This window comes from Streptomyces sp. NPDC004031, from assembly GCF_053604375.1.
Genome location: NZ_JBSGHL010000055.1, coordinates 20,183 through 40,649, shown reverse-complemented (window position 1 = coordinate 40,649; position 20,467 = coordinate 20,183). Strand labels below are relative to the sequence as shown.

The window sequence follows — 20,467 nt, the reverse complement described above, 5'->3', positions numbered from 1 at the left end:
GCCATGAACACGCACGACGCCGCGGCGGACCCGACCCCGTCCGGATCCCCGGAGCCGGACGCCGAGTTCGAGCACAGCCCCGTCCCCGCGGACAGCCGCAAGTCGCTCTGGACGGTCTCGGCCGTCTGGTTCGGCTTCCCGATGATCCTCACCAACGCGGTGCCCGGCGGCGTGGTCGTCGCCATGCTGGGCTTCTGGCGCGGACTGGCCGCCATCGCCGCGGCCAACCTCGTCATGCTGCTGTACGTGGGGATCCTCAGCCACCGCGCCGGCTCCACCGGCGAGAGCTTCTCCCTCCAGGCCACCCGCACCTTCGGCCGGGCCGGCTACGTGATCGCCTCGGCGTTCCTGGCCACCGTGGTGGTGGGGTGGTTCGCCTTCAACACCGGCGCCACCGGCGCCACGCTGCACCAGGCCTTCGGCTGGCACGAGCGGCTCGTCGCCGTCCTGGCCGGGCTCGGCTTCATCGCGCTGACCTACCTCGGCATCAGGGCGCTGTCCTGGCTGGGCGCGGTCGCCGCCCCGCTGTTCCTGCTGGCCGGCGGTATCGCCCTGGTGATCGTCGCCCGCAACCAGGGCCTGGGCGACGTGCTGTCGTACGGCGGGGTGGGCGGCGACGCGAGCCTGACCTTCGGCGCCGCGGTGTCGATGATGATGGCGACCTTCGCCGACTCCGGCACGATGACGGCGGACTTCACCCGCTGGTCGCGCAACGGGCGGCAGGCGGTCCTCGCGACCGTCAGCGCGTTCCCGGTGGCCAGCGTGGTCGCCCAGGTGACGGGCGGCCTGGTGGTCGCGGCGGGCGCGGTCGCCGCTCCCGCCACCGGCGGCGGGGACTTCCTGCCGATCCTCACCGGCGAGCACACCGGGATCCTCAACGTGCTCGCGGCCGTCTTCGTCTTCGTCAACCTCGGTTCGGTGTGCAGCCACTGCCTCTACAACGGCGCCCTGGGCTGGTCGCACCTGACCGGCCGCAGGATGCGCACCACGACGGTCGTCCTCGGGGTGATCGGGACCCTGGCCGCGCTCGCCGGGGTGTGGAACCACTTCCTGGACTGGCTGGTCATCCTCAGCGTGTTCGTGCCGCCGCTCGGCGGTGTGCTCATCGCCGACCAGTTCCTGGCCCGCGGCGGCCGCAGCGCCATGGACAGCAGGCCGACCGCGGCCGTGCGCCCCACGGCCTTCGGCGCGTGGGCGGTCGGCGCGGGCGCGGCGGCGATCGCCCACTGGTGGGCCCCGCAGCTGTCCGACGCGGTGACCGGCCTGGTCGTCGCGGTGGTCGCCTACGCCGTGCTGGAGCGGGTGCTGCCGCAGCCGGAGGGCGTATACGGTCCGCAGCTCCAGGGGAAGGGCCCTGGCGGGAATGTCCTGGACACGCCGCTGTCGAAATAACATGTATATAACAAGATTTTACCTGTGAGAAACCAGACACCCGCGGGAACGCCGCGCACCGTGTCCATCCCGTCACATACGGGTGCATGGTAAATGCACCCAATCCCCTGACGCGGAGGCACGCACATGTGCGGAATCACCGGCTGGGTCGGCTACCGGCGCGACCTGACCGCCCACGGACACGTCCTGGAGGCGATGACCGAGACGATGGCCTGCCGGGGCCCGGACGCGCGCGGCGCGTGGACGGCCCGGCACGCCGCCCTCGGGCACCGCAGGCTCGCGGTCATCGACCTGCCGGGCGGCGCGCAGCCCATGCACGTCGACACCGACGACGGCCAGGTCGCGATGGTCTACTCCGGCGAGGCCTACAACTACACCGAGCTGCGGGCCGAGCTGCGCTCGCGCGGCCACCGCTTCACCACCGAGTCGGACACCGAGGTCGTCCTGCACGGCTACCTGGAATGGGGCGAGGCGGTCGCCGAGCGCCTCAACGGCATGTATGCGCTGGCCGTCTGGGACGCCCGCACCGACCGCCTCGTCATGATCCGCGACCGGATGGGCATCAAGCCCTTCTACTTCGCCGAGACCGACGACGGTGTCGTCTTCGGCTCCGAGCCCAAGGCGATCCTCGCCAACCCGCTGTGCCGCCCGGTGGTGGACCTGGACGGCTTACGCGAGCTGTTCACCTTCGCCAAGACCCCCGGCCTGGCGGTGTGGAAGGACATCCGCGAGCTGCGTCCCGGCCACCTCGCGGTCGTGGACGCGGGCGGTGTGCACGAGCGCGCCTACTGGCGGCTGGAGGCCACCGAGCACACCGACGACCGCGAGGCCACCGTGCGCCGGGTGCGCGAACTGCTGGAGGACGTCATCGCCCGCCAGCTCGTCGCGGACGTCCCGCGCTGCATGCTGCTGTCCGGCGGGCTCGACTCGTCCGCGATGACCGCGCTGGCCGCGCGCGACCTCGCCGCGGGCGGCGAGACCGTCCGCAGCTTCGCCGTCGACTTCCCCGACCAGGAGCGGCACTTCCGGCCGGTCGACATCAGCCCCACCCAGGACACCCCGTACGTGCACGCCGTCGCCGAGCACGTACGGTGCGACCACCAGGACGTGGTGCTCGCCGGCGCCGACCTCGCCGCGCCGGAGGTCCGCCGGGCCGCGGTGGGCGCGCGCGACCTGCCGGTCGGCATCGGCGACCGCGACAACTCGCTCTACCTGCTCTTCCGCGCGATACGCGAGCGGTCGACGGTCGCGCTGTCCGGCGAGTCGGCGGACGAGGTCTTCGGCGGCTACCCGTGGTTCCACGACGAGCGGCGCGACGTCGAGACCTTCCCGTGGCTCGTGGGCGGCGGCGTCTTCGACTCCGCGGAAGTCCTCGACCCCGGCCTGCGTACGGCCCTCGACCTGCCCGGCTACCTCGCCGACCAGTACCGCACCGCCGTCGCCGGGACGCCCCGGCTGGACGGCGAGGAGGGCCTGGAGCGGCGGATGCGCGAGGTCTGCCACCTCCATCTGACCCGCATGGTCCAGTCGCTGCTGGACCGCAAGGACCGGATGAGCATGGCCGTCGGCCTGGAGGTGCGGGTGCCCTTCTGCGACCACCGGCTGGTGGAGTACGTCTTCAACACGCCCTGGTCGCTCAAGACCTTCGACGGCCGGGAGAAGAGCCTGCTGCGCGCCGCGACCCGCGACCTGCTGCCCGCCTCGGTCGCCGACCGCAAGAAGAGCGGCTACCCCGGCACCTTCGACCCGGCGTACGTGACGGCCGTCCAGGAGCAGGCCCTCGATCTGCTCGCCTCCGACCACCCCGGGCTCGCGCTGTGCGACCGCGGGGCCGTCCGGTCCGCCGCGCTCGCCGCGCCCGCGGAGATCACCCAGCAGGAGCGCTCCGCCCTGGAGCGCACGCTCGACCTCGCCGCCTGGTTCGACCTGCGCCGCCCGGTCGTCGAGGCGGCGTGACCCGGCAGGTCAGGTGTTCGCGTAGCCGGGGATGCGGGCCTTGATCCGCTCCATCTCCGCGGTGTCCGAGACGCCCTGGACGTCGTATCGCGGGGTGTACGGGGCCTCCAGGCGGCGGGCCTCCTCGTCGGTGAGGACGAGGTCGAGGGAGGCCACGGCCTCGTCGATCTGACCGGTCGTCCGCGCGCCGACCAGCGGCGCGGCCACCACGGGATTGCGGCGCAGCCACGCCAGGGCGACCTGCGCGCGGCTGACGCCGCGGTCCCTCGCCACGGCGCCGACCTCGTCGGTGATCCGGCGGTCGCTGTCGGCGTCCGCCGCGTAGAGCAGGTCGGCGAAGCCGCCGTCGGTGGCGGCCCGCTCGCCCGCGTTCGCCCGGTCGAAGGGACGGGCGAGGCGGCCGCGGGCGAGCGGGCTCCAGACAGTGGTCGCCACGCCCTCGTCGGCGCACAGCGGGAGCATCTCGCGCTCCTCCTCGCGGGCCAGCAGGTTGTAGTGGTCCTGCATGGTGACGAAGCGGGCCCAGCCGTGCCGCTCCTGGAGGTGCAGGGCCTTGGCGAACTGCCAGGCGTGCATCGAGGAGGCGCCGAGGTAGCGCGCCTTGCCCGCCCGCACCACGTCGTCGAGGGCCTCCAGGGTCTCCTCCAGCGGGGTGTCGGTGTCGAGGCGGTGGACCATGTAGACGTCGACGTGGTCGGTGCCGAGGCGGCGCAGGCTCGCGTCGATCTCGGCCATGACCGCCTTGCGGGACAGGCCGCCGCCGTTGGGACGGCCCGGACGCATGGTGTGGCGGACCTTGGTGGTGACGACGACGTCGTCGCGGTCGGCGTAGTCCTTCAGGGCGCGGCCGAGGATCTCCTCGCTGGATCCGTAGGAGTACATGTTGGCGGTGTCGAAGAAGTTGATCCCGGCCTCCAGCGCGTGCCGGATCAGCGGGCGGGCGGCGGCCTCGTCCAGGGACCAGACCGGGTGGCCGCGGCCGGGCTCGCCGTAGGTCATGGCGCCGATCGCGATCGGGGACACGTCCAGGCCGGTGCGGCCCAGTTTGAGGTAACGCATGGCGGAGCTCCTATGATGGAAGAGAACGGAGACATCTCCGGTTCGCTTCCGACGTTAACGGAGAACTCTCCGTTCAGCAATCGCGGCGGACCGCCGACCCGACGGGAGGGGACCGTGGCCGACACGCCGCCGCGGCGCTCCGACGCGCTCAAGAACCGGGAGGCGATCCTCCAGGTCGCCCACGACGCGCTCGCCGAGGCCCCCGACGCCTCGCTCAACTCCATCGCCAAACGGGCGGGCGTCGGCCCCGGCACCCTCTACCGGCACTTCCCGACCCGCGAGGCGCTGATCCTGGAGGTCTACCGGCACGACGTCGCCCGGCTGGCCGCGTCCGTGCCGGAGCTGCTGGCCGCCCTGGACCCGCTGGACGCGCTGCGCCGCTGGTTCACCGACCTCACCGGCTACGTCCGCATCAAGCACGGGCTGGGGGAGGCGCTGCACTCCGCCGCGGCGCAGGAGGTGGTCAGCGCCACCTGGCCGCCCGTCAGCGCCGCCGTCGCCGAGCTGCTGGAGGCGTGCGAGCGGGCCGGCGAGATCCGCGCCGGCATCGATCCGGTCGACGTCGTCATGCTGCTGAGCTGCCTGTGGCGCACCCCGGACACGCCCGAGGGCGCCGTCCAGGTCCGGCGCCTGCTGGACCTGGCGATCCGCGGCTTCCGCCCCTGACGCGCTGAAGTCCCGGGACCCCGGAGCGCTCAGACCTCGACGACGATCTTCCCGGCGGTGTGCCCCTCCTGGCTGCGGGCGAACGCCGCCGCGAGGTCGCCCAGCGCGAAGGTCTCCGCGACGTCCACCGTGAGGCCGCCCGCGTCGGCGAGCCGCCCCAGCGCGGCCAGGTCCGCCGCGACCGGCCGCACCCACATCCACTGGCCGCCCGCGCCGAGCACGGCCGGGTCGGCGATCGACGCGTGCCGCCCGTCCGCGGCCAGCACCGCGAGCGTGCTGTCGAGCACCCCGCCGACGAAGTCCGCGACCACGTCGACCCCGTCCGGGGCCAGCGCGCGGACCCGCTCGGCGAGCCCGTCCCCGTACGCGACCGGCTCGCAGCCCAGCGCGCGCAGCCGCTCGTGGTTGCGGGGGGAGGCCGTGCCGATGACGCGGGCGCCGAGCGAGCGGGCGATCTGCACCGCGAGCGAGCCGACACCGCCCGCCGCGTTGTGTACCAGCACGGTGTCGCCCTCGCCGGTGCGCAGCCGCGTCAGCACCTGGTAGGCGGTGAGCCCGGCCAGCGGCAGCCCGGCGGCCTGCGCCCAGTCCAGCGCGGCGGGCTTGGGCGCGAGGGTGCGCACGGGCGCGCTGACGTACTCGGCGAAGGTGCCGCCGTGCACGTAGTCCTTGCGCGCGTACCCCATCACCTCGTCGCCGACGGCGAACTCGGGCACGTCGATGCCGACCTCCGCGACGGTGCCGGAGACGTCCCAGCCGGGGATCGCCGGGAACACCACGTCCATCATGCTGTCCAGCCCGCCCGCCATGACCTTCCAGTCCACCGGGTTGACCCCCGCGCAGCGCACCTTGACCAGCACCTCGCCCGGGGCGACCTTCGGCAGCGGCACCCGCTCCTCGCGCAGCACCTCCGTGCCGCCGAACTCCCCGTAGACGATCGCCCGCATGGTCTTGTCGGCCATCTTCCGACCTCTCCGCACGCCGTTGCCCCCGACATCCCTCATCCCACCACGGGCGCCGCCGCCGATCCGGAAGGCGGTGCGGCGCGTCTCGGCGTCCGCCTCCGCCCCCGGTGACATCGTGGCGGCATGACGCTTCCGTCCGGCGGCGGCGCCCTCCCGGAGGGCGCGCGGCCCGGCACGCCCGCGCCCCTGGGGGTGCCGCTCCAGCGGCTGCTGTTCGGCGGCGTGTACGGGACCGTGCTCGCCAGCGCGCTCGCCTCCGCTCTCGACGAGGGCGAGGGCAGGCCCAACGCGGGCTACGACGCGCTGTGGATCCTGGTCGCGGCGCTGGCCGCCGCCGCGGCCCACGGCTACGCGCACGCCGTCGCCCACTGGGCGCCCGGCGGAAGGCGCGCCACCGCGCAGAGCGTCCGCTCGGTACTGGCCGAGTGGCCCCTGGTCGCCGCGGTCCTCCCGACGGTGGCCGCGCTGCTGGGCGCCGCCGCCGGATGGTGGGGCGAGGGGAGCGCCGTCGACGTGATCCTCACCGTCAACACCGTCGCGCTCTTCGGCTGGGGGCTGCTGGCGGCTCGGGCGGCGGGCCAGGGCTGGGGACCGGCCTGCCGCGTCGGCCTGGTGGACGTCCTGCTCGGCCTGTTCATCGTGAGCGCGAACGCCCTGACGCACTGAGCCCGCGGCCGGGGCGGGGCCGTCCGCAGGGCGCGCCCGCTGCCGCCCAGGACACCGGCCGCCCGGACGACGGCCGGGGGCCGCCCGCGTCGCGGTCAGGCCGAGGACAGCTGCTCGGCGATCTCCTTGACCCAGGCGGCGGTCCTCGCCGGGTCGTTGAGGGAGTCCGACCACTCCTCGGGGGTCAGGCGCTGGTCGGCCGGGCCCGCCTTGAGGGCGACGAGCAGCGCCCTGGCCGACTCCCGCATCTCGGCGGAGGTGTCGCCGCTGCCCCTGACGTCCGGCCCCGCGGCCAGCGCGTAGATCTTGCGGGCCATCGCCTGGCGCTCGCCGTTCTCCACCTTCTTCCAGAACTTCAGGGCCTCCTTCAGCGCGTCCCCGCGGGAGGCGGGCTCCGCGGCGGCCGCGCCGTCGTCGGCCCAGCGGCCGGGGTGGCGGGCACCGTCGTAGCGCTTCGTGCCCGCGCGGCCCGCCTTGTAGGCGGTGACGCCGAGGATGAGCCCGGCCGCGCCCGCCGCCAGGCCCCACCCGACGGGGTTGCCGGCCAGCGCGGCGCCGCCCGCGGTCGCGGCGATCGCCGTCACGATGCCGCCCGCGGCCTTGGTGGACTCGCCGACCGCGGTGAGCGCCTGCTTGCCCATCTTGTTGCGCTGCTTGCCGAGCGCGTAGGTGAGGACGGTGTCCATCGTGTTCACGTCCTCGGCGCGCCGGACGTCCCGGGCCGCGTCCCGGGCGCCGCCCATCGCCTCCCAGGCCGCGTCGATCGCGTCGGACACCCGGTCCAGCCGGTCGTCGCCGTCGTGGTCCCACTGGCTGTCCAGCGCGACGTACGCCTCGGCCGCGGCCCACTCCGCGTCGTCGCGCGCCTGCCGGAGCTGGTCCAGTGCTCCGTCGGCGGTACGACCGGGCTTCTCGATGCCTTTCAGGGCACGGTACTTGCGGGCCGTCAGGCCGAAGCGACGGGCGGCCCGCGCCCCCTTCACGGCGCCGACGACGCTGGAGCCGATACCGCTCACCTCCGCCGCCTGCGCGGCGTGCAGCGCCTTCTCGGCCTTCGTCAGCTCCTTGGCGACGCCGAGGGCGTTGTTCCCCGCGCTCGCCGCGCCGACGACCGCCTCGGTCGCCTTGGACGTGAACTTCTTGTTCGCCCCGTGGAAGGCCGCCCCCGCCTTGTGCTTGGCGGCGTCCTTGCGCGCCTTGGCCGCCTCCATGCCGCCGAGCGCCGCGCCCACGGCCTCCGCGACGAGGCTCTCCGACCCGGCGGCGCCGCCCGAGGACGCGGCGGAGTGCTTCAGGCCGTCGTCGACGGTGGCGGCGGCGTGCTGCGCGAAACCGGCGTTGGCGGGTACCTGGACGTTCTTGACGAAGGTGTCGATCACCTCGAAGTTCTTCTTGAGCCGGTCCAGGATCGCCGCGATCCGGTCCCGGTACCCCGGTGACGGCGCCGCCGCGCCCGCGCCCTGCGGCGCCTTCCCCTTGCCCTTCCCGCCGTCCGCGCCTCTGGCGCGCTGCACCATCGCGGCCGCGGCCCGGTTGCCCGCCCCGGCCTGCACGCCGAGCAGCCCGTGCTCGGGCGCCCCGGCGGACGGCCGCCGCTCCTGCTGCCCACGGCCCGCCGTCGTGACGGCCGCCCCGGACTGCCGTTCCGGCGTGCGGTGGACCGGGGTGCTCATGGACGTGCCTCTCCGCAGCGGGACCGGGCGTGTGGACAGTAGCCGCGCAAGGCGAACGGCCGCGGACGTGCGGGCAAAGCTTTGACCGCACGTCACCACAGGTGCCCCGGGAGCCCGGTCGTCCTGCCGCTGCGCGCCGGGAAGGCCGCTCCGGCCGGGCCTTTCCTCAGGCCGCGGCCGCGCCCCGGCGGGCGCGCCGTTCCCCCTCCACCGCAGCGGCGCACGCGCAGCCGACGCCCGCCACCGCGAACCCGGCGGCGACCGGGGTGATCCAGCCGGGGACCGCGTCCGCGGAGTAGTCGTCCCCGTCCGTGGTGTCGCAGACGAACCGCAGCGGCACGTACTCGACGCGGTAGCCGGTCACGTTCGCCGCCCGCTCCGGATGCCCCGCCACCCGGCAGGGCCGCAGGGGCGAGGTGTCGGCCCCGTTGTCCTGCGCGTCCAGGATCGTGAGGGTGAGGGCGAGCAGGCCCACGGTGTAGGGTCTGTCGTTTGGATCTCCGCGGCGTCGCGTGCCCCGGCACGCACATCTGCCGCGTTGTCGTCGGTCGACAACGCTCCGCGTTGCCTCCCTCCTCCGCCTTGCAGCTGCACGCACCGGACCCCGCTCCTTGCTCCACGGAGATCCAAACGACAGACCCTAGACCGCCGCCGCCACGGCCCCCGCGAGCGCCGCCAGGGAGCGCAGCCGCGCCTGCCGGTCCGCATGCCGCAGGCGGTGGCGGCCGAGGCCGTAACCGGCCAGGGCGAGGGCGGTGATGGGACAGCCGGGCAGCAGGAGGAACAGCGCGTACGCCATCGGGCGAGTCCAGCAGGACGGGAGCGCGGCGGCTGTGACGGAGGCCACACTTCCTGCCACAGGACTGTCACCGTTCGCCCCGGCTGCCCTGCGGGTCAATACGCCTGACCGGACACGGGCGCCGGGTGGCCTTCCGCCCATTCGGCGAAGGTGGTGGGCGTGATGCCCAGCTCGCGGGCGAACTCGGGCCGGGCGGGCTGGAGAACCGCGTTGTTCCACTCGTGTCCGGCTCCCCACGCCGGCATGCCCGCGTCGAGGGCCTCCTCCAGGCTCATGGACGGCGCGGTCATCGGCACGCCCCAGGCGGCGGACAGGGTCTGCGCGATCTGCTCCATCGTGAGCAGGTCACCGGCGAGTTCCAGTTCCACCCGGTGGAAGCGGTCGGGGTCCTGGAGGGCGTGTGCCGCGGCCGCGCCGATGTCGCGTACGGCCACCAGGGCCAGTTCGGTGTCCGGCCGGAGGACCGTCAGCAGTCCGCCGCGGGGCCCCCGGGGGGCCAGCAGGGGCAGGTTCTCCATGAAGAAGGCGGGCTTGATCACCGTCCAGCGGGCGAAGCCCGCGCCGCGCACCGCCTCCAGGATCGCCTGCTTGGTGCGGAAGTAGTCGGCTATCGCCGCCCAGCGGCCCTCGGCCCAGCCGGGGGCCCGGGTGTGCGCACCGACCCCGCTGGTCGAGGACTGCACGAACTGCCGTACTCCCGCCGCCTTCGCCGCCTCGACCAGGTGGGCCGCCTGGGCGAGTTCGCCCGCGAAGTCCACGTGGTGCCCGGTCATCGGCGGCATCTGCACCGAGAACACCGCGCGGACCCCCGCGACCGCCGGGCCGAGGGAGGCCGGGTCGGACAGATCCGCCCGCACCAGTTCGGCGCCCAGCGCCTCGATCGCCAGGGCGCGCTCCGACCGCGGATCGCGGACGAGCGCGCGGACGGGCACCCCGGCGGCCAGGAGCGTGCGGGCCGTGGCCCCGCCCTGCTGTCCGGTGGCTCCGGTGACCAGGACCGTTTCACTGCTGATGGGCATGGCTGCTGCTCCCCGTGGACCGCGGGTCAAAAACGGCGGGGCCCGCCGTTTTTCTTGCCGCTACGATATGGCGGGGCCCGCCGTTTAGCAACGAGGAGATCATGACCGGTCAGCGTTCGGACGCCCGGCGCAACTACCAGCGCATCCTGGCCGTCGCCGAGGCCGAGGTGGCCGCGCACGGCGCCGAGGCCTCCCAGGAGCACATCGCCCGCACCGCGGGCGTCGGTTCGGCCACCGTGCGCCGTCACTTCCCCACCCGCCGGGCCCTCCTCGAAGCCGTCTTCCAGGGCCGCATCGAGGGCCTGTGCGAGCGTGCCCGCGAGCTGGCCGCGACCGAGGACGCCCGCACCGCCCTCCTGGAGTGGCTCCACGCCCTCGTCGCCTACGCCGTCTCCGCCCGCGGGTTCGCCGACACCCTCAGCTACGAGCCCCCCACCGAGGAGCCCTCCGCGCACTCCTGCGGCGGCAGGCTCGCCGCGGCCGGGACCCCCCTGCTGCAACGGGCCGTGCGCGACAAGGCGGTCGCGCCGCACGTCACCTTCCACGACCTGCTGACCCTCGCCACCGGCATCGCCCTGGCCACCGAGCACCACGAGGACCCGGGGACCCAGGCCGACCGCCTCTTCCGCCTCGCGGTGGAGGGGCTCAGCCCCGGACGGTGAACGGGCCCCCGGTGACGTCGGGGGCGGCCCGCGGGGGTGTCTGCGTGCGGTAGGAGTGGCCGAGTTCGGGGCCCAGGCCGAAGTAGTGGCGGAAGCTGTAGATCAGGGGGCGCCAGGCGGTCGGGGAGATGTGGTCGGTGCCGGGGACGACGACGGCGGGGTCGGCGTGGACGCTGCGGACGGCGGCCTCGACGACGACGAAGCCGCCCGTGGCACCGGGCCGTACGGCCGCGGCGCGGGCCTCCAGGCGGAGGGGGCATCCGGCGACGCCGGGCGGGCGGACGTGGCGGGAGGGCTCGGGGGCGAGGCCCGCCGCGGCGAACTTGTCGGGTTCAAAGCGGCAGCCCTCGGGCTTGGACGGCGGCACGGGGGAGCGGCCGGTCAGGGGTGCCAGCCGCTCCACGGCCCGCCACTGCGCGGCGGACGGCAGGCTGATCACCAGGTCGGGGCGGCGGGCGAGGTTGTGCGCGGTCTGGCCGTCGCGTCCCAGGCCGAGGACGACCGTGCGGCCGAGGGCCCACGCGGAGGAGATGGGCGCGAGGTTGAAGGAGCCGTCCTCGTTCTCCGTCGACAGCAGCACCACCGGTGTGCCGAAGTAGAGGATGGCGGGCTCGATCTCGACGGAGGTAGCCGGGGCGTCCGGCGGTGCGGTGTCCATGGCGGGGGAGCGTAGGAGCCGGTCGGTTCGGCGGCGGCCGAAGCGTCACCGGGGACAATGGGGCGTATGGACGAACGGCGCGAGCGCGGGACCGGCCCCGACCTGGCATCCGTGGCGGCCCTGCTGGCCGACGGCACCCGGGCGGGCTTCTGCGTGGCGCTGCTCGACGGCCGGGCCTGGACGGCGACGGAGCTGGCCCGGCACATGGGGGTGGCCCGGTCGACCGCGACCGAGCATCTGCACGCGCTGGTCCGCGGGAATCTGCTGGCCGAGGAGCGGCAGGGCCGCCACCGCTACGTACGGCTGGCGGGTCCGCAGGTCGCCGAGCTGATCGAGAGCCTCGCGGCGCTCGCCCCCGCGCGGAGCGCGGCTCCCCGCACGCTGTCGGCGGACGGCCGCCGCCGGGCCCTGGCGCACGCCCGTACCTGCTACGACCACCTCGCCGGGGCCCTCGGGGTCGCCGTCACCGACGCGATGATCGAGCGGCGGCTGCTGGACCTGGACCACGGGCTGGGGCTCACCGCGGCGGGAGCGGCCTGGCTCGCGGATCTCGGCGTCGCCGTCCCGGCCGGGACCCGGCGGCCGTCGGTGCGGCCCTGCCTGGACTGGACGGAGCGCCGCCCGCACCTGGCCGGAGCGGTCGGCGGCGCCCTGTGCCGGCACGCGCTCGACACGGGCTGGATCGCCCGGGTCGGCACCACGCGCGCGGTCACCGTCACGTCCCTCGGGCGACGGGAGCTGCGCCGGCATCTCGGCCTGGACGACAGTCTCTTCAGCGAAACGGGTCGCGCGTCTTGCCGGACGTCCCGCTGATCTCCAAGCTGTGTACATGACACACCGTGCGGCGGCACCCCGCGCGGCGGTCCGACGTACCCCCGCGCACCCCGCGCGGTGACCCTGCGGACATCACGCCTTCTCCCTGGAGTTGGACCTATGCGCTGGACATTCGTACGAGGACGACGCGGTGCGTGGAAGAGAGCGCTCTCATTCCTGCCCGTCGTCGTCGCCACGGTGGCGGCCACCGCCATCGCGTCACCGGCCGCCGAGGCGGCGCCCGCGCCGCCGTCGGGCTTCTCGCTCACCTGGAGCGACGACTTCAACGGCGCCGCCGGCACCGGCATCGACCAGGGCCTGTGGAAGTACGACACCGGGCCCGGCAGCAGCTTCGGCACCGGCGAGATCGAGACCATGACCAGCAGCACGTCCAACGTCTACTACGACGGCCAGGGCCATCTGGTGCTGCAGGCCCAGCACTCCGGCTCCGACCCGCGCAGCGGCTGGACGTCCGGGCGGGTGGAGACCCAGGCCGCGACCTTCGGCGCCCCGGCGGGCGGCGTCGTGCGCATCGAGTCCGTCCTCCAGCAGCCGAACGTCAGCACCGCCAACGGCGCCGGGTACTGGCCCGCGTTCTGGATGCTCGGCGCGCCGCTGCGCTCCGGGGTGACCTGGCCGAAGTCCGGCGAGGTCGACATCATGGAGGACATCAACGGCCGCAGCTCCGACTTCAGCACCCTGCACTGCGGGGTCAACCCGGGCGGGCCGTGCAACGAGTCGACCGGCATCGGCTCGGGCGAGCGGGCCTGCTCCGGCTGCCAGACCGGCTTCCACGACTACGCGGCGGAGATCGACCGCTCGGTGTCGCCCGAGCAGATCCGCTTCTACCTCGACGGCAACAACTTCTTCACCGTCAGCGCCAACCAGGTGGACGCGACGACCTGGGCCGACGCGGTCGACCACCCCTTCTTCATCATCTACGACCTGGCGATCGGCGGCGGCTTCCCCGACGCCTTCGGCGGCGGCCCCAACGCGGCCACGGTCTCCGGCGGCAAACTGGTCGTCGACTCGGTGGCCGTCTACAACAAGGGCCCCGGCTCCGGGGGCGGGGGCGGCGGCGGTTCGGTGAGCGGCCAGACGATCACCGGACCGGGCGGCAAGTGCGTGGACGTGGCCGGTGACGACACCGGCGGCGACGGCACCGCCGTGCAGCTGTGGGACTGCCAGTCCGGGGCGAAGGACCAGCACTGGACGTGGAACGGCCAGACCCTCCAGACCCTCGGCAAGTGCCTGGACATCGCAGGCGGCAACAGCGCCGCGGGCACCAAGCTGCAACTGGCCACGTGCAACACGAGCGGTTATCAGAACTGGGTGCGGCAGACCGACGGGACGCTCCGCAACCCCACCAGCGGCCGCTGCATCGACTCCCCGTCGGGCGCGAGCGCCAACGGCACCCGCCTGCAGATCTGGGACTGCAACGGCTCGGGCGCCCAGCAGTTCGCCATCGGCACCCCGGTCTACGGCCCCGGCGGCAAGTGTGTGGACGTCGCCGGTGACGACAATGGCGGCGACGGCACCGCCGTGCAGCTGTGGGACTGCCAGCAGGCCACCTCCCTGGACCAGAAGTGGACCTGGAGCGGCCAGACCCTGCGCACTCTCGGCAGGTGCCTGGACATCGCGGGCGGCGCCAACGCCAACGGCACCCCGCTGCAACTGGCCACCTGCAACGGCGGCGGCTACCAGAACTGGGTCGTGAACGGGGACGGTTCGCTGTCCAACCCGACGACCGGCCGCTGCGTCGACTCGCCCTCGGGCGCGAGCGCCAACGGCACCCGCCTGCAGATCTGGGACTGCAACGGCTCCGGCGCCCAGAAGTTCGCCCTGGCCTGAGAACGGCCCGGTGCCGGCCGCGCGATCCGCGGCCGGCACCGGGACACCCGGGCAGCGGCGGCTCAGCCGGCGGAGACCGGCGCCATCTTCTCCTCGACGCCCGGGTTCTGCTGCAGCCAGGCGCGCACGCCCTGCATCGTGTTGCCCTGCCCGGCCTGCTGGATGTCGGCCTCCAGCGAGCCCAGCTGGGCGTCGGTGAGGTGGAAGTCCCGCATCCACGCGGACACCTGGGGGAGTTTCGCCGCACTCGCCTTGTTGGCGAGGGTGTGGATCGCGTCGCCCTTGCCCCACAGCCCCTTCGGGTCGGACAGCTTCGTCAGCCGGTACGTGCTGTAGGCCCAGTGCGGCGACCACAGCACGACGGCGACCGGCTTGTGCGCGGCGTAGTCGCGCTTCAGCTCCGCGAGCATCGCCGCGGTCGAGCTGTTGACGAGCTTGTACTCCTTGTCCAGGCCGTAGCCCGGCAGCACCTTCGACGCCAGCAGCTTCGTCTCGCCCGCGCCGGGCTCGATGCCGATGATCCGGCCGCCGAACTCCTTGCCCCGGCCCTTGAGGTCGGCCATCGACGTGACGCCCTTGACGTAGGAGGGGACGGCGATCTCCAGCGACGTCTCGTCGTACCAGGCGCCGAGGTCCGTGTAGTCCTTCCCGTACTGCTGCAGGTAGGACGCGTGGGTCGTGGGCAGCCAGGCGTCGGTGACGTAGTCCAGCACGCCCCGGGACAGGCCGGTGAACGCGGCGCCCGGGTCGTACGTCCTGACGTCGGCCTGGTAGCCGCGGTCGTCGAGCACCGCGTCCCACAGGTTGGCCGTGGCCACCGACTCGTCCCAGTTGAAGGCGCCGATGTGCACGGCCCGGCCCTTGCCCACGGCGGCGGACGCCGGGGACCCCGAGCCGGAACCGGAGCCGGAGCCGGAACCGGAGAAGACGCCGGTGCCGGCCGCCACCAGGGCGAGGACGACGACGCAGGACAGGCCCACCGCCGGACGCGGCCGGTAGCGCAGCACCGCCGCGCCGTGCAGCCCCGCGCGCAGCCGGGCCAGCGCCCGGCGGCCGAGCGGGGAGACCTGGTCGCCGAGGGCGCCGGTCACCCGGTCGAGGTAGATGGCCAGCACGACGACGGCGACGCCGCCCTCGAAGCCGAGACCGATGTCCACCTGGCTGATCGCGCCGAACACGGTCGATCCCAGGCCCTCGGCGCCCACCATGCCGCCGATGACGACCATGGACAGCGCGAGCATGATCACCTGGTTGACGCCGGCCATGATGGTGGGCAGCGCCAGCGGCAGCTGCACCCGCAGCAGTGTCCGCCCCGGCGGGGTGCCGAACGCTTCGGCGGCCTCGACCAGCTCGGGATCGACCTGGCGGATGCCCAGCTCGGTCATGCGCACGCCGACCGGCATGGCGAAGACGATGGTGGCGATCACGGCGGGCACGGTGCCCAGGCTGAAGAAGATGATCGCCGGGATCAGGTAGACGAAGGCCGGGAGCGTCTGCATGACGTCCAGCACCGGGCGCACCACCGCGCCCGCCGCCCGGCTGCGGGCCGCCCACACCCCGAGCGGCACGGCCAGCAGGAGCGCGATCACCGCGGAGACGAGCACCAGCGACAGCGACTGCATCGCCTCGTCCCACAGCGCGAGCGAGTCCACCAGCGCGAAACCGGCGAAGGACAGCACGCCCGCGGTCACCCCGCGCAGCCAGAAGGCGAGGGCCGCGAGAACGGCCGCCATCAGCAGCGGCGACGGCCCGCCGAGCACCCACTCGACGGCGTCGTAGAGGTGGTTCACGACGGCGGAGACGGCGTCGAAGAGCCAGGCGAGGTGGCGGGTCAGCCAGTCGACGACGTCCTCCGCCCAGTTGCCGAGATGGATCCTAGGCACGGGCCGCCTCCTTCCCGAGCGGTACGGCCCCCGGCACGGCGGCTCCCGGGCCGTCCCCGGCGTCCCCGGCGGCGACGTCGGCAGCGGCGGCGCACTCGGGCTGGTCGCCGAGCGCGGCGAGCAGCGTGCCGCGCGGGATCACTCCGGTCAGCCGCCCCTGCTCGTCGACCACCGCGAGCGGCACCTCGGAGCGGGCGGCGGGCGAGAGCAGCTCGGCCAGCGGGGTGTCGGCCTGCGCCACGGCGCAGTCGGTGTGCATCACGTCGCGCACCCGGCCGTGGTCCGCGCCGAGCCCTTCGGCGGCGTCCTCCTCGGTGACATGGCCGACCAGCCGCTGGTCGGGCGCCACGACGAAGGCGGCGGGCGCGTGGTCGTCGCGCAGCGCGCGGATCGCGGCCCGCGCGTCGTCGCCGGGCTCCACGGTCACGGCCGGCTCCTCCATGATCGAGGCGGCGGTGAGCACCCGGGAGCGGTCGACGTCCTGGACGAAGCTCGCCACGTAGTCGTCGGCGGGCCCGACGAGGATGTCCTCGGCGGTGCCGATCTGCACGATCTCGCCGTCGCGCATCACGGCGACACGGTCGCCGAGCCGCATGGCCTCGTTGAGGTCGTGGGTGATGAAGACGATGGTCTTGTGCAGCCGGCGCTGGAGTTCCAGCAGCTGGTCCTGCATGTCGCGGCGGATCAGCGGGTCCAGCGCGGAGAAGGACTCGTCCATCAGCAGCAGGTCGGCGTCGGTGGCCAGCGCGCGGGCCAGGCCGACGCGCTGCTGCATGCCGCCGGACAGCTCGTCCGGCCAGGACTTCTCCCAGCCCGCCAGGCCCACCAGCTCCAGCGCCTCGGCGGCCCGTGCCTCGCGCTCCTCGCGGGGCAGGCCCTGGACCTCCAGGCCGTAGGCGGCGTTCTCCAGCACGCTGCGGTGCGGGAAGAGCGCGAAGTGCTGGAAGACCATGCTGATCCGGCGGGCGCGCAGGGCCCGCAGCGCCTTGCCGGGCAGGGCCGCGAGGTCCTGGCCGTCGAAGAGCACCCGGCCGGAGGTGGGCGCGCTCAGCCCGTTGAGGGTCCGCAGCAGGGTCGACTTGCCCGAGCCGGACAGGCCCATCACCACGAAGATCTCGCCCGCCGCCACCTCGAACGAGGCGTCGATCACGGCCGCCGTGGTGCCGTCGGCGCGCAAACGGGCCCGGTCGGCGCCCTGCCGCAAGCGGCGGACGCCTTCACCGGGTCTGCGTCCGAAGACCTTGTACACGTTCTCGACTGCAAGTTTCGGCACGGCTGCCTTCCTGCCCGGCCACCCCCCGGTGCCCGGCGGGCGACCGCGCCGTTTCAGGGACGGAGTGGTCGCGGCGCGCGTACCCGGGCCCGTGTATCGGGCAAACATTTTGCCCGTCTCCCTGTGGGGCGGCTCACATCCCGTCCCCGCGCGGGGATGAACCGGCAGGTCCGGCGGCCGGGGCCGGGTCGCCCCGGCCGCCGGTCACAGCTCCGCCATCGACGCGATCACCCGGCCCGCGGCGTCCCACACCGTGACCCCGGAGGCACCGGGCGGATCCTGCGCCGCCACCGACGACGGGACGTCGAGGTAGCCGCCCGCCCACCCCGGGTGCACCGCGAGCGTCACGACCGTCGCGGGCCGGACCCGGCCGCCGAAGGTGACACCCATCCGCGCGGGCACGTGCGTCCCCCGGTAGACCAGCAGATAGCGCGTGCCGCCGGTATAGCCGTACGACTGGACGTTCACCGACTCCGGCGGCTGGTTCCCGTCCTCGTTGGACTCGTCCCGGCAGTCCCACCCGGCGCCGTCGTTCCAGTCGACGCAGCGCTCGCCCGCGGTGACGCGCATCCGGGTCCCGCCGCCGAGACCGAAGGCCTTGCCCGGCGCGACCACCCGCACCGCGGGCCAGACGACCGAGGGGGACGCGGACGTGGCGGGATGCGTACGGGACGCGGGGGCGGCCGGCAACGGTCCCGGCGGCCCGTCCGGGCCGCCCGCCGTTCCCGCCAGCACCGCGGCGACGGCCACGGCGGCGGCGGCGCCCAGCGCCGGCACGTACACCGCGGCCCGCCGGACGCGCCGCCGCCGCGCGGCCCGCCCCAGCACCCGCCCGGCGGGCCAGGGGCCCGGCGCGATCGTGCCCGCGGCGTCGGAAAGGGCGCGGCGCAGCCGCTCCTCCAGCCCGCGCGCCTCCTCGGCGGCCGGGTCGCCGGCGCCCTCCTGCTGCTCGCTGCTCACTCCCCTCACCTCTCCCCGCTCTCCGTCGCGGCCAGCGCCGGATGGTCCCGTAACTTGTGCAAGGCCCGGCTCGCCTGGCTCTTGACGTTGCCGACCGAGCAGCCGAGCGCGTCGGCGACCTGCTGCTCGCTCAGGTCCTCCCAGTAGCGCAGCACCACCACGGCGCGCATCCGCGGCGGGAGCGCGGCGAGGGCGGTGACCAGCGACGCCCGGGTCTCGACCCGCCCGGTGCTCTCCGGCCTGCCGCGCTCCGGCAGCCGGGAGGTGAGCAGGTGGACGACGCGGCGGCGGCGGAACCTGCTGAGGTTGTTGTTCGCCAGCGCGCGGTGGACGTACGCGTCGGGTTCGTCGAGCCGGCTGATCCGCGACCAGCCGGGGTAGAGCTTGGCGAGGGTGGTCTGGACCAGATCCTCCGCCTCGTGGTGGTCGCCGGTCAGCAGATACGCGGTCCGCACCAGCCGCGACCAGCGCGCCGCCGCCCAGGACTCGAAGTCCGGGGCCGGCTCCGCGGCGGCGGCGCCGCCCCGGGACGTACCGGGTCCCGGGGCGGCGCCGTCGGTTGCGGTGAGGTCGAGCAAGGGGCTGTCAGAAGTGCGCAAGGACCGTGCCCGAGGCGTCGTACACGGTGACCTCGGTGTCACCGGGGAAGCCGCTGACGGGGGCGCCCCAGACGTAGCCGGTCGCGTACCCCGGGTGCCCGCCGAGCGTGACTACCTGGACCTGGTACGTGACCCCGTCGGCCGTCACCGTCATGCGGGCCGCCCTGCCGTCGCCGATGTAGAGCGGGGAGTACAGGGTGCCCGAGGCGTCACCGGAGCTCTGCAGGCTCACCGAGCCCGCGGGCTGGTTGCCGTCGGTCACGCTCTTGCAGGTGGACCAGTCCTCGGGCGGCGTGCCGACGCAGCGCTCGGTGCGGGTGAGCTTCAGGTACTGCCCGTGCCCGGCGTTCACCAGCTGCCCCGGACGCACGACGAGCACGCCGTGCGCCTTGGCGGCAGCGGCCTTCGCCGGGGCGGCCTTCGCGGGCGCGGCCTTCGCCGGGGCCTTCGCGTGGGACGTGACGGCGGCGGGAGCCGGGGCGGCGGACGCGTGGGCGGTGGTGACGGCGACGGTGGCCGCCGTGGCGACGGCCGCGGCCGACGCGAGGTGACGCAGTTTCATCGGATCCTCCGTGACGGTGTTCGGGGTCGGACGGAGGAGCACCCCCGCGGCTCCTCCGTCCTCCTTCACTCCCGTACCGCCCGTGAGGTTGCACGCCGCCCGCGACTTCCGGGCACCGGCTCTACCGCCCGGTGCCGTTCGCCACGAGCTGCACGGGCAGCGCCCCGCTGGAGATCGCCGCCGCGAGGTTCTCCGCGGCCTCCCGGGTGAAGCTGCCGCTGATCTGGGCCTGGCCGCCGGTGATGGCGGAGTTGACGGCGGGGGCGGAGAGCACCTCGCCGTCCACCACGATGGCGAACTGGTTGGTCGGCTGGAGGTTCTGCGCCAGCTTCGCGGTGACCTGGGCGAACTCGGTGGAACCGGACGGGGTGAAGGCGAGGTTGATGATCCATCCGCTGCCGTTGGACGTGTCGAGCGCCGCGGTGGCGCTCTCGACGTCCGTACCGGGCAGGGCGGTCGGCCCCAGCAGGTACTTCTCCTTCATCCGGCGGTCGCAGGCCACGGCCGGGCCGTCGGGCAGCGAGGTGATCGCCCGCGTCGTGCCGTCGCAGGCCAGGGCGGAGTACGCCTGCCCCAGGCCCTGCTGCGCGGCGGTCGCCGGGTCGAGGACGGGGCGGAACTCCAGCAGGGCCGTCGCCGTCATCTGCGCCACCCGGTCGGTGTCGGCGCGGGGCGCCACGATGGTGACGACGGTGCCGGCGGCCGTCACGTCCGTGTTCTTCAGGCCGAGGGACTTCGCGCGCTTCCGCAGCCGGTCGGCGGTCGTCCGCATGTCCTCGGCGGTCGGGGCGCCGGAGTCGGCGCGGCTCGCGGTGTACGTCGTGGTCGTGCGCGCCTGCGGGGCGCCGGACGGCGGCGCCGACATCGGGCTGCCGCCGGAGTCCGAGCAGCCGGAGACGGCGGGCCCGAGGACGAGCACGACGGCGGCGAGCGCGGCGGCGTACGCCTTGCGGTGAGGGAGCATGACCCCAGTGTGACGTGTCGCCCCCCGCCGGGTGCCGGTCTTCGGCA

The 20,467-nt window shown here is 74.3% G+C and carries 20 protein-coding genes; 7 read left to right on the top strand and 13 right to left on the bottom strand.

From position 1 onward, the window contains the following. The first annotated feature begins 3 nt into the window (after positions 1-3). Both ACWERV_RS28655 and asnB read left to right on the top strand, forming a co-directional pair. Positions 4-1,392 carry a cytosine permease gene (locus ACWERV_RS28655; protein ID WP_452938421.1) on the top strand — a complete coding sequence of 463 codons (1,389 nt, stop codon included), beginning with the start codon at positions 4-6 and terminating at the stop codon, positions 1,390-1,392. A gap of 126 nt (positions 1,393-1,518) precedes the next feature. Continuing rightward, positions 1,519-3,348 (top strand): asparagine synthase (glutamine-hydrolyzing), encoded by a 1,830-nt coding sequence (asnB, locus tag ACWERV_RS28650; protein WP_452938418.1) that lies wholly within the window; start codon positions 1,519-1,521, stop codon positions 3,346-3,348. A 9-nt stretch (positions 3,349-3,357) separates the two neighbouring features. Here asnB and ACWERV_RS28645 read toward each other — a convergent pair whose 3' ends face one another. Then, the gene (locus ACWERV_RS28645; RefSeq protein WP_398189575.1) at positions 3,358-4,407 is read right to left on the bottom strand and encodes an aldo/keto reductase; all 1,050 of its coding nucleotides are present in this window, start codon (positions 4,405-4,407) and stop codon (positions 3,358-3,360) included. Positions 4,408-4,521: 114 nt separating this feature from the next. On the opposite strand from ACWERV_RS28645, the gene ACWERV_RS28640 reads away from it, so the two are divergent. Continuing rightward, positions 4,522-5,073 carry a TetR/AcrR family transcriptional regulator gene (locus ACWERV_RS28640; protein ID WP_452938415.1) on the top strand — a complete coding sequence of 184 codons (552 nt, stop codon included), beginning with the start codon at positions 4,522-4,524 and terminating at the stop codon, positions 5,071-5,073. Positions 5,074-5,102: 29 nt separating this feature from the next. Here ACWERV_RS28640 and ACWERV_RS28635 read toward each other — a convergent pair whose 3' ends face one another. Continuing rightward, positions 5,103-6,020 carry an NADP-dependent oxidoreductase gene (locus ACWERV_RS28635; RefSeq protein WP_452938451.1) on the bottom strand — a complete coding sequence of 306 codons (918 nt, stop codon included), beginning with the start codon at positions 6,018-6,020 and terminating at the stop codon, positions 5,103-5,105. A 141-nt stretch (positions 6,021-6,161) separates the two neighbouring features. On the opposite strand from ACWERV_RS28635, the gene ACWERV_RS28630 reads away from it, so the two are divergent. Continuing rightward, positions 6,162-6,704 carry a hypothetical protein gene (locus ACWERV_RS28630; RefSeq protein ID WP_452938413.1) on the top strand — a complete coding sequence of 181 codons (543 nt, stop codon included), beginning with the start codon at positions 6,162-6,164 and terminating at the stop codon, positions 6,702-6,704. Positions 6,705-6,799: 95 nt separating this feature from the next. On the opposite strand, the gene ACWERV_RS28625 is transcribed toward ACWERV_RS28630, so the two are convergent. From ACWERV_RS28625 to ACWERV_RS28610, 4 genes are all read right to left on the bottom strand, one after another. Beyond that, on the bottom strand, positions 6,800-8,377 hold the full coding sequence (locus ACWERV_RS28625; protein ID WP_452938410.1) for a hypothetical protein: 1,578 nt from the start codon (positions 8,375-8,377) through the stop codon (positions 6,800-6,802). A 166-nt stretch (positions 8,378-8,543) separates the two neighbouring features. Continuing rightward, complete coding sequence (locus tag ACWERV_RS28620; protein WP_452938407.1) at positions 8,544-8,852, bottom strand: hypothetical protein; 309 nt, start codon at positions 8,850-8,852, stop codon at positions 8,544-8,546. Between the two features lie 165 nt (positions 8,853-9,017). Further along, complete coding sequence (locus tag ACWERV_RS28615) at positions 9,018-9,176, bottom strand: hypothetical protein (RefSeq protein WP_452938406.1); 159 nt, start codon at positions 9,174-9,176, stop codon at positions 9,018-9,020. 95 nt (positions 9,177-9,271) lie between these two features. Beyond that, positions 9,272-10,195 carry an NmrA/HSCARG family protein gene (locus ACWERV_RS28610; protein WP_452938403.1) on the bottom strand — a complete coding sequence of 308 codons (924 nt, stop codon included), beginning with the start codon at positions 10,193-10,195 and terminating at the stop codon, positions 9,272-9,274. Positions 10,196-10,296: 101 nt separating this feature from the next. Here ACWERV_RS28610 and ACWERV_RS28605 point away from each other — a divergent pair, with 101 nt between their 5' ends. Further along, positions 10,297-10,857, top strand: a complete 561-nt coding sequence (locus ACWERV_RS28605; RefSeq protein ID WP_452938400.1) for a TetR/AcrR family transcriptional regulator — start codon at positions 10,297-10,299, stop codon at positions 10,855-10,857. Here the strand turns inward: ACWERV_RS28605 and ACWERV_RS28600 are convergent. After that, positions 10,841-11,515: a flavin reductase family protein gene (locus tag ACWERV_RS28600; RefSeq protein ID WP_452938397.1), complete on the bottom strand. Its 675-nt coding sequence runs from the start codon at positions 11,513-11,515 to the stop codon at positions 10,841-10,843. The genes ACWERV_RS28605 and ACWERV_RS28600 overlap by 17 nt on opposite strands. A 57-nt stretch (positions 11,516-11,572) precedes the next feature. Between ACWERV_RS28600 and ACWERV_RS28595 the strand changes: the two genes are divergently transcribed. Together ACWERV_RS28595 and ACWERV_RS28590 are read left to right on the top strand one after the other, a co-directional pair. After that, positions 11,573-12,328 carry an ArsR/SmtB family transcription factor gene (locus tag ACWERV_RS28595; RefSeq protein ID WP_398189597.1) on the top strand — a complete coding sequence of 252 codons (756 nt, stop codon included), beginning with the start codon at positions 11,573-11,575 and terminating at the stop codon, positions 12,326-12,328. A 198-nt stretch (positions 12,329-12,526) separates the two neighbouring features. Beyond that, complete coding sequence (locus tag ACWERV_RS28590; RefSeq protein ID WP_452938395.1) at positions 12,527-14,179, top strand: ricin-type beta-trefoil lectin domain protein; 1,653 nt, start codon at positions 12,527-12,529, stop codon at positions 14,177-14,179. A 62-nt stretch (positions 14,180-14,241) separates the two neighbouring features. Here ACWERV_RS28590 and ACWERV_RS28585 read toward each other — a convergent pair whose 3' ends face one another. The 6 genes from ACWERV_RS28585 to ACWERV_RS28560 form a co-directional block, all read right to left on the bottom strand. Then, complete coding sequence (locus ACWERV_RS28585) at positions 14,242-16,062, bottom strand: ABC transporter permease/substrate binding protein (RefSeq protein WP_452938393.1); 1,821 nt, start codon at positions 16,060-16,062, stop codon at positions 14,242-14,244. Beyond that, complete coding sequence (locus tag ACWERV_RS28580) at positions 16,055-17,335, bottom strand: quaternary amine ABC transporter ATP-binding protein (RefSeq protein ID WP_452938390.1); 1,281 nt, start codon at positions 17,333-17,335, stop codon at positions 16,055-16,057. Before ACWERV_RS28580 ends, ACWERV_RS28585 begins: the two co-directional genes overlap by 8 nt. Before the next feature lie 204 nt (positions 17,336-17,539). Beyond that, complete coding sequence (locus ACWERV_RS28575) at positions 17,540-18,295, bottom strand: hypothetical protein (protein ID WP_452938387.1); 756 nt, start codon at positions 18,293-18,295, stop codon at positions 17,540-17,542. Between the two features lie 5 nt (positions 18,296-18,300). After that, positions 18,301-18,753 carry a SigE family RNA polymerase sigma factor gene (locus tag ACWERV_RS28570; protein WP_452938448.1) on the bottom strand — a complete coding sequence of 151 codons (453 nt, stop codon included), beginning with the start codon at positions 18,751-18,753 and terminating at the stop codon, positions 18,301-18,303. 127 nt (positions 18,754-18,880) lie between these two features. After that, complete coding sequence (locus ACWERV_RS28565) at positions 18,881-19,456, bottom strand: hypothetical protein (protein WP_452938384.1); 576 nt, start codon at positions 19,454-19,456, stop codon at positions 18,881-18,883. A 121-nt stretch (positions 19,457-19,577) separates the two neighbouring features. After that, complete coding sequence (locus ACWERV_RS28560; protein WP_452938382.1) at positions 19,578-20,420, bottom strand: preprotein translocase subunit SecD; 843 nt, start codon at positions 20,418-20,420, stop codon at positions 19,578-19,580. Positions 20,421-20,467 lie beyond the last annotated feature (47 nt).